Below are 18025 nucleotides of genomic sequence, written 5' to 3' on the forward strand. Positions count from 1 at the left end.
ATCAACCCGTATAACTAAATGCTTCGTGGCATCTTTTTGTAAGAACATTTGCGAAAATGGCCTAGAAACTTAGTAAAGGACTCTTATTAAGATCTAAAAGTAACAAAGTTTACGAAAAGAGCCTTTGTAAAAAGTTTCGTTTCAAAAAACAATCAATGATATTATGAATTTTTCAAACATACTGTAACCTATAATTCAGGTGTTACAATAGGAGGCCGTCTATGATGAGTAGCTTGTTCATATGAATAAGCGATTTCAATTAAAATAGGTTCACTCCAAGGACGTCCTAAAAATTCAATTCCAATTGGAACCCCAATTGGAGCCGTTAAGGTAGGCCTTGAAAAACCTGCAGGAACCGTTATAGCTGGAAAACCTGTTATGGCTCCTATAATACCATTTCTCCCTGCCTGTGGCTCCCCTACCTTTGCAACAAGCTGTTTTTGATGGGGATATACAATAGCATGAAGATTGTTGTCTGCCATAGATTTGATTACAGTGTTCTTTAACTCCAAACCATAAAGCAAGCGTTCCTTATACTGCGTTTCTTCCAATGGATTTTCTAACGCCTGTGTATCCAATAAGAAGGTTTCAATTCTTTTGTCATAGGTTTTCGAATCGATAAGTTCCTTTAATGATTTTATGGAGGAACTGGTGCTATGGCCTTCCAAATAAGAATTAAATAGGGTTTTAAATTCATAAACAGTAACATCTTTTTCTAGAACACGATTGGTATCAAGCTCTGGAATATCTAAGTAGACAATCTCGGCACCGTTATTTTTTAAATCCTCAATTGCCTTTTCCATAATACTATTTACTTCCTGATGCTCTGAATCACTTCCAAATAAGGTCTTTAGGACACCTAACCTTTTCCCTTTTAACCCATCTTTTTGTAAGAATTCAGTATAGGTTGCTGGAATATGATTAACATTCCATGCTGTAGTTGAATCATTGGGATTATACCCGGCCAACACGTCCAACATAATTGCAGCATCCTGTACTGTTCTCGTTATCGGTCCTACCGTTTCCTGAGTAATTGTAGCAGGGATAATTCCCTCACGGCTTAAAAGTCCTTTTGTAGGTCTAAACCCCACAAGACTATTCGCTGAACCAGGGGAACGAATAGAATTTACCCCATCAGTTCCCATTCCAGCAGTTGCAAAATTACTGGCAATGGAAGCCCCTGTACCGCCGCTTGAACTTCCAGGAGTTCTTGTTAAATCGTATGGATTTAGCGTCTGCCCTCCTAATGAACTATAGTTCTGAGGTAACATTGCTAATTCACCAAGATTTGATTTCGCAATTATGATTGCTCCTGCTTCTCTCAGTTTTTTTACTACAAATGCATCCTTTGTCGGAACGAAATCTTTAAGTATCGTGGCTCCACCTGTTGTTGGCATATCAGCTGTATCAAAGTTATCCTTTAATATTATTGGTATACCATGTAAGGGCCCTCGTAAATTTCCTTCTATTCTTTCTTTATCAATTTGTGCGGCTTCCACGAGTGCATTTTCGTTAACACCAATTATGCTTTTCAAATTTGGTCCAGATTTATCATAAGCAGTAATACGGTCTAGATAAATTTGTACTAACTCAACGGATGTAATTTCTCCCGTTGTTAAAGCTTCCTGTAATTCTTCAATTGTCTTTTCTAATACATTAAACGTCTTTTGAATAGTACTCATTTTTTCTCCCAAAGAGCCAGAAATGGCCTTTCCTTTCTATTAATGTATAAAAGTAATAAAATGTATACAATAGATAATTTTTTAGTCTAAATTCCCGGACTACACAGATTTATCTGAATTCTCAATCGCCAATGATGTATTCCGCTGGACGACTGTTTTACAAATTAGATAAACAATCACAGTTGCCACTACACTCATAATTGCAACAGACAGTTGTGGTGCATTAAAGTTAATGAATAAAGATATGCCGGAAGCGATTACCCACGTAACAAATGCTAGTGGACGCCATGAACGTTCTGATGCAGACTTCTGTGTTTTTCGGAATACAATTTGATCCATTATCATGATTGTTCCAATTGGCGGAACAAGAATTCCAAGTAAGTTAAACCATTCAGGTAATTTACCCCAAATTCCAGATAATGCAGCAATTATACCAATTACTCCTAACATAACTGTAATCGACCTCATCCCTTTACCAGTCATGTGGGACCATCCAATTGCACCATTGTATAAACAGTGGGTACATACAGAACCTAAACTAATGAAAACAAACAGAACTGAGACAAAAGATAAAAATGATCCATGGCCTGTAAGAACCATCAAAATATTTCCGCCATTCGTAACTGCATCAGGAATAACTCCGGTCGCTACGACAATTCCTCCTACGATTTGGGCTACTAAATTCCCTACAGGAAAAGCAGTAATTGATGCCAAAACTGCTTCCCTTCCATTTTTGGACCAACGAGTAAAATCCGCTGTCATTGTCCCAGAGTCAGCAAACCCGGCAAAAACCATAGACGCCACCATACCCATTGTAATCGCTCCTGCAGAACTAACAACAGGCTTATATTCCAAGATACCAGTAACTCCTGATTTTACTGCAAACACAATTGCCACAATACTGAGAACAACATAAAGTGGAGCGGCAATCCAGCCTAAAACAGATAGTGCCTTTATTCCCAAGAAGGTGATTGCGATATAAATCAAACCACCCACTATAATCATCAGGATTTCATTATATCCAAATGTATTATGCATCATTGCTCCAGTTAACCCTACATTAACTGCAAACCAACCAATTACGACTACTGCAAGCAAACCAGAAACTAAATAATATCCCCTTTTCCCAAAGGATTCTTTAGCTAATAGATTAAAGTTTAATCCAGTTTCCCCAGCACGGTAACTAAGGAATCCGACGAATATAAACAAAGCAAGATTTCCTAAAAGCATACCTATTGCTCCATTTACAAACCCTAACTGAGCCACAACAGTACCGCCAAATACAGCACTAAATAATTGCATTGGGAATCCAAACCATACAGCAACTATTGAACCTAAAGATTTCCGGTAGTCTTTTGGAACAGCTACCTGTTCAAATTCAGGATCTAAAGACCTTTGTTCCATTTCTTTACTCATTTTATTACCTCCTAATTAAGACTAGCAAATAAATTAATAGAGCAAATCAAACTAGTAGGTTTCTCTAAGATGGTTCATGTGAATCAGTTGTCTAAATCAATGGGGATTCGTCAATCACAGTTCATAACTTCTTTCAATTTTCTTTACTCTATTTGTTAAAACTCCAATTGGCTGAATTTCGCACTCTACCACATCGCCATCCTTCAAAAATCTTGGAGGATCACTTGCATAGCCACAACCCCCAGGTGTAGCTGTTGCGATGATATCGCCAGGTTCAAGTGTAAATCCTTCAGAAATTGCAGCAATAATTTCTGGGATCTGGAATAACATTGAGCTGGTAGAAATTTCTTGGCGAACTTCTCCATTTACACGTAAAGTCATAAAAAGGGAATGAGGGTCTGTTATCTCTCCTTTGTCTACTATTGCAGGACCAACTGGGCAAAATGTATCGAGGCCTTTTCCCTGATAAAATTGAGAAACTCTAAACTGAAGATCCCGTGCGCTGATATCATTTAATATCGTATAACCAAAAACGTGATCCATGGCAGCAGTAACAGGTATATTTCTCCCACGTTTACCGATTACAAAACATAGCTCAATTTCATAATCAAGCTTATTCGTTAATGTCGGATCCAGATGAATAAAATCATTGGATCCTATAACTGAGGATGCCGGCTTGGCAAAAAATACTGGAACTTCTGGCAATTGATACGGAGCTCCTGTTGCTTTTGAATTTTGTTCAATATGCTCCTCATAATTTAAACCTAAACATATCACTTCCCGACGTGGTCGTGGGAGCGGAGCTAATAGTTTAACAGATTCTGAAGGAACAGCAAATTCATCAAGTAAACCGCTTTCAAACCATGCACTCCAGTTTTCATAAATCAGAGGTAATATGAATTCGTGGTCTTCAATAAAATCGGCCATTGAAGTAGGAGGTCTTTTTACTAATTGTGTATCCTCCAATAATTCAGCAATGATAACAATCTTTCCATCCCATTCAATTCCGTAGCTATATTTGGCGAGTGGTTTTGTTTCAAAAGATACAAATCGCATTTTATTCCCCTTTTAAAAACAATATTTTTTCCGCAAATTATTCTTGAGTCATACTTCCTTTGATAGTCAGTACCTCCAAACAATATAATTTGTGTGTATTCCCTTTCTAACTCCCCTTTCTTATCATTGGATTTACTACTAGCAGTAACCTTATTTTCTGGAGAACACCTCCTCAATTAAATCGTTAAATCGCCTACAAAATGATTGGTTAAATAGTTTTTAAGGTATTAAAAAAATGATTAAGTAATTTACTGATAGCCGCTTACAAAAACATCAATATATGAGCTCTCAAACTCCACTTCCCATGTCGTCTGTCGACAGATAATCCAATATCATTAAGACTTTTAGTTATATGCACCGTCCTTGTTGCTTATTACAAAACAGCGTTTCTAATTAATCATAAATAAAGAATACCATCACATTTTTGTAAATTCAATATTAATTTTTAAATTTTCTTAAAATTATTTAACAGAAGGTAACTCGTTTAACATCATTACACCCTTAACAAACAAATAAATTAAATCCACTCTTAGGATTCTCTCACCCCTTAAATTTTTTCACCTCTTATGTAACATTTTGTCGAATAATATGATATATTTATCAAGAATTTTGTCGAATAATATCAGCGTTAAGCAAAAAGTCCGATCACATTCAGCAAGACAGGGAGTTAATAACTTTCTTACGAACCAATACGAATTTACTATCAGCCTTCAACTTATCAATATAAGTCTTTGATAATCAAAATTCTAAAATTAAATTTTTTTGAGGTGCAAATATGGCATTTAATCTTAAAAGTAAATTGTTAGAGAAGAAAAAAAAGAAGGAAATACTTGTTCGTAGATTAGATTTGCTGTTGCAACAAAACAGAAAATTGAAGTCTGATAGAAAAGAATCTTAGACTAATTCTCACTTAAAAGCTTCAATAACTACCTCCCAACTCATCCATAAATAAAAAGAGATTCAAAATTTATGAATCTCTTTTTGTTCTACTACTCTTTTAAATTAATTATCGAACTACCACTGCAAATTTTCTTTATAGCCACCTAATAAAAGGTGGGATGCTTTGAGGAAAGTTAAATAGATTAAATGGATCATATTTAGTTTTCACTTCGCGAAGCCTGTTAAAATTTTCACCATAGTATGCAGTTGGCCAATTTCTAATAATACGATCCGGCCAATTTACATAGTCACCTGTTGTATAAGGTGATAAGGCTCGCCTTAATTCTTCGATCCAGCGAATGTTAATCTCTTCATCATCTGGATCTTTCCATGTAGCAAGATACTCCTGTGCAATAATGGCTTTCCGGTAGTAGAAAGCAGTTGCATTTGGGGCAACCCTACCGGCTGCTCCTCCAAGAGATTGGTGCCAGATACTTGAATTTTCATTTGGAGCATTGGCTAATAATTGTTTCATCTTCGAGATTGCTTCCTTAGGAAAAGGTGTATTAAGAAAAGATCCTGATCTTTTAAGCAGGGCTGGTCGATTCCCACTTGGATCGTCAAAAAATCGCACTGCCTTAATATAGGGGATTTCCTTTATCGATACACTTGTAGGTGAACCAGTGTTGGTTAAAGGTTGGAGAATCTGTTTTAACCTGGATGATGTGCCTACAAATTCACCTTGAACAATAATTTGGTTTGCTTTTCTTGATTTTAATTCAATTTCTGATGTAAGGTGTTCATCCGTATTTGGCGCCCAACTCTGCCAGGCATTAAATACAGCTTCTAAATCTTCCCACTCCCATATAATAGAGAATACTGACACCTTGGAAATGGGGTGCACATTGAATGTAAGGGAAGTAACAACACCAAAGTTTCCTCCTCCTCCCCCACAGCAAGCCCAAAAAAGATCACTATGTTCTGTTTTGTTTGCTTTAATCAATTCAGCATCTTTACGTCCACTTGCTTTTACCATTTCAATTTCAACCAAATTGTCACAAGTTAGCCCAAACAAGCGGGTTAACATCCCAATCCCCCCGCCGAGTGTAAGTCCAACAAGCCCCACACTACTTTCGGTTCCTGCGGGAATGGTTGTACCATATTTCCATAATGTATTATATACTTGTCCTAAATTTGCACCAGCCTCTATTTTTACCGTCATGGATTTACGATTGAATGTGATTCTGTCCATTTCGCTTACATCAATGATAAGACCACCATTAACTAATGAAAAATTTTCATAGCTATGCCGGCCGCTCCTCACTCGAAACGGTATATTTTTCTCCCTCACCCATCTCACTGCATTTAAGACATCTTGGACATTCTGACAAAATACAATAACCCTTGGGAATATTGGGATGCTTAAATTATTATTTATTCTTGCCTGTCTATATTCAGGATCATCAGGTGTCACGATTCGTCCAGTAAGCTCCGTCTTTTTCAATACATAACCCCTTTCACAATAGTTTTGAGATATGTAATATACTATGGGGAATTTTAAAAAAAGACATAGGCAGCTATATGGGGAAATATAAGGAGTTAATAATGTTCATAGTGTTGCTTTGCTCCATAATCTTGATACTGGTGAGTATCTGATACCAAGTGGTCGCCATTATAGCCTACTGTTTCCTGCGGGTTATACAAAAATCTCATATATGCTGAAAAAAGTATCCGAACTGATTTTGAGGACAAGCATATGATAAATTAAATCTTATTTTTAAAGGAGGGATAAATATGAATCTTAATACTGTACTCATCGAATGGAACCCAACTACGGGCATGCTTACCTACAGCGTTGAAGGACATATGCAAACATCGATCGTCGTTTCGATGACTAAACCGCGTCGCGCGCAGCTCAATCGGTTCCTTTCTAACGATCAAATGCTTCCAATCATAACGCGTTGGAACGCACTGATTGAGATGACCAAGGGTCCGGTTACTTTTGGTCCAACGAACTCACCAGATAACATCCCAAACACCTTCAGCGGGATAATAGGTGAGCTTGCGACTGCCGGAGTAAATATGCAAATTCATCTTAAACACCAGTACAATATCGTAACCTCTCTCTGCCCTATTCCTATTATTCCACCAAATCCGTATAATCCATAAATTATTATCTAGAGGAAAGCACATTGTATTAACGCCGCCATACTTTATTTTAAAAATCCCTGTTTTGATACCTACAGATCTAACTGAACGCAATTATTTAAGAAATAGTCCACGTAAATATCACAACAAATTTCCAATGGTAACCCTTCATATAATCCAGCATTATATGGAGACAATGGTGAATACGTAAATAATTTACTTATTACCACTGTTTTTAGTGGTAATTTTTCAAACAAGGATAATAATTAAAAATTATAAGTTTGGGTCATTAAAAAATAATTGATCTTACTGCTGTTTTTACCTTTGTCGAGGGTAAATTAAACATAAAATTACAAAAGATTTATGATCTTTAGACAACAATAGAGAAAAACGGATTTAGCTGCTCACTGGTTTTGCTCTCGGGTATCTAAATAACATGCAGGATTTAAGCGTACCAATCGCAAAATACTGAATTCTGATAAAACAGAATTTTAATAAAAGAAACAGCACTCTAAATATTAGCTTTTTAACTTACAAGATTTAGGATGAATTCACGAAGGTATATGTTTACAAGCTTAAAAAATGGGCTAAAGGCGCCATTTGAACTACATAAAATTTCAAAGAGAAACTGTTACAAGTGATTAAAGCTATCGACACTTTATTTTTCTTTTTCTCTCATTTATTTATATCACTGAATGGAATAACGCCCCCCCGATTGGATATTATCTGCTTAAATCAATTTCTAAGTGACTTAAATAAAAAAAGTGCTAAGAGAGTTTTTATTTCCTCCTCAGCACTTACCTATGATTAAGTTATAAAGCGATGGTTGTTATTTGAGCTTTCCCAGTAATCCCACACTTTTCTTTTTTATACTCAAGGTACTTACCGAGAAATGAGAAATTCAAAAGCTCTTGTATTACACCGCTTTTTCAATATTCATTTTTTATTCCAATCTCAATCTCTTTCTTTAAGCAATGTTCACACTTAGTCAGATACGATTCATGCTGTTCGATAATAACATAGCCGCAATCAAAACAAATTTTTGAAGGGAGATTTTTATAAAACCCAAGGTAATCAGTGTCTTTCCGTTCAATTGTAATATTTGCGCACATAAAAATCCTCCTCTTAATCTAGTTTATTAATCCTGAATGAAATTTCAGTCTAACTAGTTCATTGGTATAAAAGTATACATTTCATTAATACAATTTTTATTAATAATTAGATGGCCACATTACCGTTTTATAATAAACAACGATGTTTCATTTTAAGCTTAATAAAAAAGACCTGTATTACCAAGTTATTTTTTTAGTCGATATTAAAATATAACAACCATTATAATAATCACCGATATTACCTGCCAATGCTTGCTACCATTAAGGACCAAAGCTAATATAGGTACTTAAGTTTATAAGTGCATATTTACAGAATTTTAAGGAAATGACTTTTTTAAAAATTTAACTTCCAAGTTTAACTATGACTGGATACTTTCAATAGGAAATTTCCGGTTTTTAAGGAACTCGTTTACGTGCCAGTTATTGTAGCCACCTTTCTTTTTTTATTTCATAAATATCACGCCTTTCTATTATGTGTTGCTTATTAAGAAATACAGTTTCTCTTAAATCTTTTGTTGAAATGAATTTTATCATAGATAAGAAATTATTTCAAGAATATTCAGAATATATTTTCGTCAAAATTAAGGGGTGCCGTATCATAATTAATTTTCCCTTCCAGCTTAATCGCTGGTAAATCATTTGCCGAAAAAGATTAAGCCGGGTTATCAAGAGGCAATCGGAACGATCATGCACATCCGCCATATCATTTGATAGATTAAGTCGAGTATAAAAATGACCCCTATTTTTCATAAGTGACGACAAATAAAGAAAAGTTTTCAATTCAATTTTCTTTATTTATCGTAATGTCTATCCAGCTAATTTCGTTGTTACCTTATTCCAATCAACCATTTTCTCTAAAATGATCGATATGATTACACCCATAATGAGACCGTTTGTAATTAATGGTTGCAATAGAACTGGAAAACTGCCGAATAAGGCCGGAGGGATATTCATAAGACTGACTCCAATTAGTACCGGGCCTGCTAAACGGAATATCGTTTCCGAGTTAAAGAATGTACCCTTTAAGCTGTTTAATGCTGTCCCAAACAATTGAAGATACGCGACAAATAAAACCGCATTGCCTATTGTTAGTGGCATGGTTCCTAAAAATTCAGCTAAAGGCGGGATAATTCCAAGGAGGATAAACACGAAACCGCTAATCATAAACGGCTTTCTCCTATATAATTTTGTACTTTGTAAAAATCCGATTGTGGATGTAAAGGGTGTAAAAGGAACTAAGCCAAAAATGGCAGTGATAACCCCAAAAATCCCCGTTAAAAAAATTGAGCTTTTGTATTGTTTTCTTTCTACCTTTTCCTTATATACATCTGCAGCAGCTTGAATGGAGGCAAAAGAATTCGTCAAAGTCAGAAGGGATGCAAAAAAAGAGACGAAAACAATCCCTGGCTCTAAGTTCGGAGCTCCAAGAGGAAATATGGTGAATGCCATACTAGAAGAGCCTTCTACCGAAAGAGCTGAAGGGAAAATAAGTCGATACACTAACCATCCTACAACAATTCCTATCAGAATCGAAAAATTGCCAAAAACTCTTCCGCCTTTAATCTTTAATAGAGCTACGAAAATAACAACCCCAATTGAAACAAAACTAACAGGGAGATCAATTGTCCCATTTTCAGTTATTTTGAACATTCCTTTGAAAAAAATAAAGATGAGCTGAAAGGTTAGCAAAAAAATATATACGCTTATTACCATCGGATTAATGATTTTTTGTATAATCGAAATAAAATTGAACACTGCAATTAGAACAGTTACAGCTCCTGCGAGCAGAAAACCTGTTGTAATTCCTCCCCCAACTGTTGCATAGTCCATCCCAAGTGCGGAAGCCGAAATCCCCATATTTAGCATTAAGCCCCACATTAATCCAGAGTGGCTATCCAATAATGGATAACGATGGCCAACCCAGGCCTGCAGTATACTAGCAATGCCTGTAAAGATAAAAGAGCATCTTATCGTCATTTCAATCGTTTCGGCAGGAAGCTGAAACGCAGCTCCAACAGAAATTGGAACAACAACCGTATTGGCAAACATAAAAAAAAGCCACTGTGCAGGAGACAAGAACGCTACAACCGCTCCTTGCTTTATCATGAATCGACACCTCTTCCAAAAACAATGATTACTTTATGAATCCTCCTGATTGAAATATATAGGATTTATTTATATAAAATGAAGAGAAGCGACTGTCTTCATTACAATCGCTCCTCTTCAATCACTTATTATATGAATGTTTAAAGCATCAATCGACTTTTTAAAGACATATACTTACATATTTAGTTTAACAAATTTATAGTTTATACATTCATTTTTACTATTAATATCTCGTAATATCCATTGGCAATGAACCAGCAGCAAAGCCTACAAACATGAATCGCTCTGTTCCTGTATTTCTCATTCCATGAATTTGATTAGGTTTAGCTAATAATACCATGCCTTTTTTAATCGGAATTTCATTCTCTAAGTCCGGGAAATAAATTCCTTCCCCCTCCATGCAAACCCAAATATCATCAACATTCGAATGGGAATGTAAATATAATTCCTGGCCAGGCTCAAGACACCAAACGGCTCCAACTGTTTTATCTGTTTCATAGAAATAGTTTTTTTGCGCTTCATCAGGATCAAATTTTGCGATCTTATCAATTTCGAAAACTCTTTCTGCTTTTATCGCTTCGATGTTTGTCAAAGTCGCTTTCCCTTCCACTTCCCAACACCTCATTTTTCTTATTTTTTTTGCTATTTTCGCATACTTTGTTGCGAATTTTATATATGATCATTAACAATGAAGAATATATTTTCTTTCTATTCTTCATTTAAGCTATCATTATGCTTATTTACAAGGCAGCGTCACGGTTGCAATCTTTAGAATAAACGTATGTTAAATTTTCTCTGCCTACAGCATAAGCTGCCTGATGTACATATGGTCCCATAAAAATGTAATCTCCTTTTTTCACTGGAACCCATTGATTGTCTAGATTATACATACCTTCTCCTGAAAGTAAGTAGGCACCATGCTCTTGTACATGTGTTTCGATAAACGGATGGCATGCAGCAGGGTCAAAAGAAAGAATGTGAAAATTCATATCAAAATCTAGGTCTGTCGGTAAAAGATCTTTAATATTGACATTATGCATATCATCATAATTTCTATATTCAATCTTGTTCGCATGGTCTGAATAAACCCATGGTTTCCGTCCTTCAAGTGGACGATATTTTTGTTTGTAAAGGAATAGTTTTGATTCTCCGCCCCATTGGTTTTCTAAATACATTTTTGTTCCTGGAGGACAGTATAAATATCCGCTTTCTTCAAGAATAAATTCTTGCTCACCTGCAGCAGCTTTAATTTTGCCTTCAATAACATAGACGAACGTCTCGATATTTTCTTCCCCGCCGAATCCCTCACTATTTTTACCATCTTGCTGCATGGTTACAACGTAATCAACAAAGCTTGCTCCAAGTTTTGGTGAACCTAAAATCGAAATAATGCAATTTTCAAATCCTGGAATTACATTGTTAACCAAACCTTCAGGTGCGATTAATGCATATTTACCGTGCTCAATGATTGATCTGCTTGATAATAAGTCTTTAGGATAACCCATCTTATTTAAACTCCCCTTATGCTTTTATTCTTTGAATTATTCGTTTCTAATTAAATGTTAATCGTTTTCACTTCATTCGTCATTATCACTAATGAATAAAAACACTTTTTATTTTTGTTTACTTTGGATAAATTGAGACTTTTACTTCTACTATTTTCTTAGTCCTTGCATATCTCCCACTTTTCTTTAAACATCTAAAAAAGCTAATAATAGGACATGAGACAGTTATCTAGTCCTGTTATTAGCTTTTTGCTTCCTAATATATGGTATTATTTGGAGTTGATTTCGGTTTTTTCCCCAATTGTAATATTGCCATTTTCAAAGACAACCTTTCCATTTACGATCGTTGTTGTCACTTTTCCTTTAAAGGTTTTTCCAACATATGGGGATTGCTGATGGCGGTAGAACAAATCTTCCTGTTTCAGCTCGAAGCTTTCGTTTAGATTTACTATTGCCAGATCGGCATCACTATCAACGGCAATGATTCCTTTTTGCGGATAAAGTCCGAACAGCTTAGCAGGATTCGCAGCCGTTAACTCAACAATCTTTTCTAAAGGCAGATTACGATTAAAATACCCTTCAGTCAACATAATATTCAGTGTAGATTGAGCACCTGAAATACCGCCCCAAGCCTTGAAAAAGTCTCCATTTGTTACTTTTTTCATGCTTGGCGGTGCAGGAGAATGGTCAGAAGCTATGACATCAATTTCACCATTTGCTACAGCAAGCCATAGCTGTTCTACTTCTTGATCATCTCGCAGTGGTGGACAACATTTTGCCACCCCGCCTTTTTCCTCTAAGTCTTTCAAAGTCAATGATAAATAATGAGGACATGTTTCCACAGTAATATCTACACCTCTCTGCTTAGCCTCATTAATGACTTCGACGACTTTTCGGCTGCTCGCATGAACGATATGCAGTTTACAACCTGTCGCTTCAGCATACGAAATAATCCTTCTTACCGCTTCAATTTCGGAAATAATCGGTCTTGATTCTACAAAGTCTCTAGCAGATGTTTTATTTTGCCTTTGTTTTTCTTCAGCGAGCTGATCACAAATGACCGTACTTTCGGCATGTACTGCTAATAAAGAACCGATTGAAGCGATTTCATTCATTCCTTTAAAAATCGCCCTATCATCTACATGATTGAAATCGGCAATTCCACTTGGCGACATAAAAGCCTTAAAACCAATAACCCCATTTTCATAGAGTTCCTTAATATTCTCAATATTTTCTGGTACAAGTCCACCCCAGAAGCGGCAATTGACAACCGACTTTTCTTCGGACAAGGCTCTTTTTAATTCCAAATTTTCTTTATTAATTGTTGGAGGTGTACTATTTAATGGCATATCAAAATAGGTTGTTACCCCACCTGCTGCTAAACTTCTACTACCTGTTCGTGCCCCTTCCCATTCAGTCCTGCCTGGCTCATTAAAGTGGACATGGGTATCAATTAATCCAGGTAGGATGTGCTGTCCACTTGCATCAATCTCCTTCTCTGCAGTTGCTGCTAAACTTTTCCCGACAGACATTTCTTTAATTTTCCCGTCTTTAATGGCAATATCCCCTTGAACAATCGTGTCTATTACAATATTTCCATTTCTAATAATTAAATCATATGTACCCATAGTTTCCCTCCCCTATAGTAAAAACCACATGATAATAAATGATTTAGTCCATTCTTCTTAACAAATTAGAAAAACTTTAATCCACTTTTGTAAATACTACCAATATTCAAATTATTTGTAAAATAACTCTTCTTTACGATTAAGCACATTTCGCTATATGTTCCTGCTGCTAACCTTTTATCGTAGTAAATAATCCATTATGAACAAGAGCTGTATTAATAATGAATGCAAAAATGATACCTGTGAAGACTCCATTACCTAATAGAATGACCAATTCCCCATTTGTATTCCATCTTAGATCGTTTACATAATAAGAATCCTTTTGTGCAATTTTTTAAAAACAGTTTCATTCCACATCAATTCTTTGTACAATTAATTTTAAATGATTTAATTTTCAAAATCATTATTCACTCTAAACAATTTAGTTAGAGATTTTTGTTTAAACAAAACAAAAAAATATCTATACTTGTTCAATCATTAAAAATATACTTGGCAAAAGGAAGGTAAAAGAGGGGTTAGAATGAAAATTGTCGAAGATTTATTTTTCGTAGATGTATTACAAGAAGCAAAAATTCTCGCTGGACATGCCGGACTCAAAAGGAAAGTTGAATCAATTGAGATATCAGAAACTCCTGACGTCATCAATTTTTTAGCCGAAAATTCCTTATTATTGACGACAGGCTACGCCTTTAAAGATGCCCCGCAGCAGTTAGGTAATCTCATTTCGCAAATAAATGAGCGTCCATGTGCTGGAATTGCGATTAAGCTTAAACGATTCATTGATGTCATTCCACAAGAGGTAATCGATTTAGCTGACTCATTACAATTTCCAATCATTCAAATTCCGGAATCATTAACATTAGGTACGGTTGCCCATCAATTATTAAGCTTTATTTGGGATAACCAAATTGAAGAATTATTTTACGCGATTCATGTACACAAGAAATTTACCAATATGATGATGAAAGGCTATAGTTTGCATTCTTTAATCGAAAACCTTGGTTCTTTATTAAAATGTCCTGTTCTCCTTCTAGATCCTATCGGTGATGTAACATCGTTTTCCCACCATTTTCAAACGGGAAATATGAAAATCGTCATGGAAAATGTGGAGGATCATTTTAAACGTAATCTTGATAACTACCGAGAAAAAAATGAACTTACAATCGATATCACTCGTGAACATCATCCAGGAATTTCGTTAAAAATGTTTAGAGTAAAAACGATGAACCCATATCCATATTTAATGATCATTTTAAATCCGGAGAAACTGCCATATCCTTCTTCACAATTAGCCATCGAGCAAGCATCAACTGTCATATCATTCACCTTGCTTAAAAACGAGGCGATTAGAGAGAACAGCCGTATGTTAGAAAATCACTTTTTTGCTTCGCTTGTTGATGGAAACGTATCTACTAAACAAGAAATTATTCACATGGGAAAACAGTATGGCCTATTAGACAATCAGAAATACGTTTGCATTGTATGTAAGATAGATGATAATAAACAAAGCACAGATATCATGAATAGGATATACGATTATTTATATAAATTTTTTAAGCAATCATTTTTAAAAATCGATAATAAAAACATCGTTTGCATGAAAGATTCATATTTTGTGATTTTAATGCAGTTTCCTTCAAATATTGATGAGCCAAATAAAAGCTCAATTGAAGAAAGACTTATAGAATTTCAGGATGAGGCTTATACAAATTTGAAAATTTCACTCTCGTTTGGAATCGGTAACTTTTTTAATGATCTTACCAATATTCCTGTAACATATGAAGAAGCGGTGAAGGCGTGGAAACAAGGAGAAGAATTGTTTCAATACAAATTTATAAATTTTTATGAAACGAAGCAATTAAAGGAACTGATTCGATTAATTCCTGAAAAAGATCTGCGGAAATTTTACGAAAATACGTTGCGCTCTCTGGCATATCCGAAAAATAAGGATGAAGAAGACTTAGTTAATACTTTATTTGTCTATTTAGATAATAATTGTGAAATTGCCATTACCTCCAGAAAATTGTATGTACACAGAAATACAGTGAAATATCGAATTGCCAAATGTGAGGAAATTTTAAACTCTTCCATCCATGATTCACAAGATTCGCTGCAATTACGGATCGCGTTACTTTTACGATCAAATTTCACTTAAATGAGAGGGAGTTAATCAGACCTTTCAATGAAAATCAAAGACTGTTTTAGCAAACTTTGTTGCCATTTACTTAGTAGTGAGGAGTGGTTGATTTCCTCTCCAGATGCTCGCTTTCCGCGGGGCGGGCGGTGAGCCTCCTCGCGGAAACGCCTACTTGGGTCTCACCTGTCCCGCATAACCTATATAAATAGCAAAGGATCCAAGTAATCTTGAATCCCTGACAAAATATCACATATTCTTAAAATAAAGATGGGTTTTCTCAAGTATTCGACCATTTTCTAACTAAGAATATAAATGATAGTAATAGATTGATCTAAAATATAGTATTTATTAATAAAAACATGATTGGAATGGTTGATAATGAAATAATGGTCGATAGCACTGTTGTAATGGTTCCAAGCTCTTCATCTGCTGAGTATTTAGAAAATAAAATGGTAGCAAGAGTTAGAGATGGCATCATCGATTGAATCAACACAGTTTGCGTAATTTCCGTTTCAACAGAAAAGATATGAATCATCAGTGCAACAACTAAAGGCATTATAATTAGTTTAACAGAAATTGGAATCCATACTTGCTGACTTGATTCTCGAACTTTTTCACGTCTTAGTGTCATAATAAGCACACCGATGTAAAACATAGCAAGCGGTGCAGCCATCCCCGCTAACTGTTCTGTCACTTGAATAAGTAAATGAGGAGGCTTTATATTGAAAAATGCAAGCACAATTCCAACGACAATTGCAGCAGTTGGAATATTTACCATTGCTTTTAAGGTTTGAAATGTAAAACTCCCTTTTTTCTGTAGAATTAAGACACCGACTGTCCAGATTGTAAAATCTACACCAGCATCAAATATAGCAGCAAATAGTGCACCTTTAGGTCCAATAAGTGCAGCGCATAATGGGATTCCGATAAACCCTGTATTCCCTAATCCCGATAATATAGACAGTTCTCTTTTTTTCTTTGAATGTCTTTGAAAAATATTTGCAAGCCCCCAGCCAAGCCCAATACCTAATAGATTAATAAATATAGATATCAGAAAAACGAAAGCAATTAATTTAAATGTCTCACTATCCAAATCCACTTGAAAGATACTTGATAGGATAATACATGGCATTGCTACATTTACAATCAAACTAATAAACATCTTTCGAGTATGCTCATTGAAAGAAAATGTTTTTGAAAAAAAAGCACCGATTGTAATTAGAATGCTAATTATTATAATTGATTGAATAATTAATAAAATTCCCATTTTTATCCTCTTTTAATTTCCGTATGGAAATATAAGTTACATTCCAATACGTCTCATTGTTTTTAAGAACTTCTCCGTTTTTTCCAGTTGAGGTATATGTCTTGTATCTTTGATCAAGATTAATTTTTTATCAACTGCATCAATTTGTCTGATTTAACTTAGATTGAAGAACTTTGTGGTGAAATACCCTCTTTTTGTTTCAACTTTTCTCTCATTAACTGAATCATCGCTGAAATATCTTTTTTACCTAGATTTGATTCTAGTGCTTCACTAAGTAATTCAGTGACTTTATTCCCTAAAGGCATGTCAACCTGATAACTTTCTGCCATTTCATTTACAATCGTGATATCTTTGTGTAATAATCCTAATTCAAATCCTGGTTGAAAATTGTTAATCGAAATGAAGTTCGTATAATGTCTTTCTAATATTTTACTTTGTGCATAGCTTACGCTTAAAATTTCAGTGAGCAAATCTAAGTTTATTCCTGCTTTTTCTGCAAGAACAAATGCTTCACTAACAGCCTGTGAATGTGCACTTACCATATATTGATTTATTAATTTAATACTTGAACCACTGCCTACTTCACCAAGGTGATAAACATTCCCGCCTAAAATATTAAATATCGGAAGAACTTGATCAAATGTCTGCTTTGCCCCGCCAACCATAATACTAAGAGTTCCAGCCTCCGCCCCTATTGTCCCGCCACTGATTGGAGCATCTAGAAACTCAATGTTTTTTGCGCTTGCTTCATGATGAATCTTTTTATTTAAATTTGGTGATACCGTACTAAAATCGATGAGAATTAAATGTTTTTTACCATTTGAAATTAAGCCTTCTTCACCTAGATACACATCCTCAACATCGCTTGGTAAAGGCAGGCACGTCATAATGACATCCATTTCGTTAGCAAGTTCTTTTATTGATTTACCGATAAGTCCGCCTACTTTCTCAAATTCATATTCTCGTTGTTTACTTCTGTTCACACCATATACGCAATATCCTGCGTTAACTAAATTATGTGACATTGGGAATCCCATATTTCCTAAACCAATAAATGCAAGCTTCATGTCAAATCCTCCTATTTTTCGT

At 35.2% G+C, this 18025-nt stretch carries 13 protein-coding genes; 2 read left to right on the forward strand and 11 right to left on the reverse strand.

Annotated elements, in window-relative coordinates:
• Positions 1-188: 188 nt before the first annotated feature.
• The 4 genes from BIV60_RS18400 to BIV60_RS18415 form a co-directional block, all read right to left on the reverse strand.
• Entirely contained in the window at positions 189-1682 is a 1494-nt protein-coding gene (locus tag BIV60_RS18400; RefSeq protein WP_071357169.1) for an amidase family protein, read from the reverse strand.
• A gap of 99 nt (positions 1683-1781) precedes the next feature.
• Positions 1782-3098, reverse strand: coding sequence for a purine-cytosine permease family protein (locus BIV60_RS18405; protein WP_071357170.1), 1317 nt, complete (start codon positions 3096-3098; stop codon positions 1782-1784).
• A 114-nt stretch (positions 3099-3212) separates the two neighbouring features.
• Positions 3213-4154 (reverse strand): fumarylacetoacetate hydrolase family protein, encoded by a 942-nt coding sequence (locus tag BIV60_RS18410; protein WP_083402318.1) that lies wholly within the window; start codon positions 4152-4154, stop codon positions 3213-3215.
• A 1033-nt stretch (positions 4155-5187) separates the two neighbouring features.
• Complete coding sequence (locus tag BIV60_RS18415; RefSeq protein WP_071357171.1) at positions 5188-6537, reverse strand: FAD-binding oxidoreductase; 1350 nt, start codon at positions 6535-6537, stop codon at positions 5188-5190.
• A 290-nt stretch (positions 6538-6827) separates the two neighbouring features.
• On the opposite strand from BIV60_RS18415, the gene BIV60_RS18420 reads away from it, so the two are divergent.
• Positions 6828-7202: a hypothetical protein gene (locus BIV60_RS18420; protein ID WP_071357172.1), complete on the forward strand. Its 375-nt coding sequence runs from the start codon at positions 6828-6830 to the stop codon at positions 7200-7202.
• A 908-nt stretch (positions 7203-8110) separates the two neighbouring features.
• On the opposite strand, the gene yhfH is transcribed toward BIV60_RS18420, so the two are convergent.
• From yhfH to BIV60_RS18445, 5 genes are all read right to left on the reverse strand, one after another.
• Positions 8111-8293, reverse strand: a complete 183-nt coding sequence (gene yhfH / locus BIV60_RS18425; RefSeq protein ID WP_071357173.1) for a protein YhfH — start codon at positions 8291-8293, stop codon at positions 8111-8113.
• Between the two features lie 807 nt (positions 8294-9100).
• A complete protein-coding gene (locus BIV60_RS18430) occupies positions 9101-10399 on the reverse strand; it encodes a uracil/xanthine transporter (protein ID WP_071357174.1) in 1299 nt (432 codons plus the stop codon).
• A gap of 223 nt (positions 10400-10622) precedes the next feature.
• On the reverse strand, positions 10623-11009 hold the full coding sequence (locus tag BIV60_RS18435; RefSeq protein ID WP_256218461.1) for a cupin domain-containing protein: 387 nt from the start codon (positions 11007-11009) through the stop codon (positions 10623-10625).
• A 130-nt stretch (positions 11010-11139) separates the two neighbouring features.
• Complete coding sequence (allE, locus tag BIV60_RS18440) at positions 11140-11904, reverse strand: (S)-ureidoglycine aminohydrolase (RefSeq protein WP_071357176.1); 765 nt, start codon at positions 11902-11904, stop codon at positions 11140-11142.
• Between the two features lie 269 nt (positions 11905-12173).
• Positions 12174-13532, reverse strand: coding sequence for an allantoinase (locus BIV60_RS18445; RefSeq protein WP_071357177.1), 1359 nt, complete (start codon positions 13530-13532; stop codon positions 12174-12176).
• A 520-nt stretch (positions 13533-14052) separates the two neighbouring features.
• Between BIV60_RS18445 and BIV60_RS18450 the strand changes: the two genes are divergently transcribed.
• Entirely contained in the window at positions 14053-15687 is a 1635-nt protein-coding gene (locus tag BIV60_RS18450) for a PucR family transcriptional regulator (RefSeq protein ID WP_071357178.1), read from the forward strand.
• Between the two features lie 313 nt (positions 15688-16000).
• Here BIV60_RS18450 and BIV60_RS18455 read toward each other — a convergent pair whose 3' ends face one another.
• Together BIV60_RS18455 and BIV60_RS18460 are read right to left on the reverse strand one after the other, a co-directional pair.
• On the reverse strand, positions 16001-16936 hold the full coding sequence (locus BIV60_RS18455; RefSeq protein ID WP_071357179.1) for an AEC family transporter: 936 nt from the start codon (positions 16934-16936) through the stop codon (positions 16001-16003).
• 158 nt (positions 16937-17094) lie between these two features.
• Complete coding sequence (locus BIV60_RS18460; protein ID WP_071357180.1) at positions 17095-18003, reverse strand: NAD(P)-dependent oxidoreductase; 909 nt, start codon at positions 18001-18003, stop codon at positions 17095-17097.
• Between the last annotated feature and the right edge of the window lie 22 nt (positions 18004-18025).

Source organism: Bacillus sp. MUM 116 (assembly GCF_001866655.1).
Classification (GTDB): domain Bacteria; phylum Bacillota; class Bacilli; order Bacillales; family Cytobacillaceae; genus Neobacillus.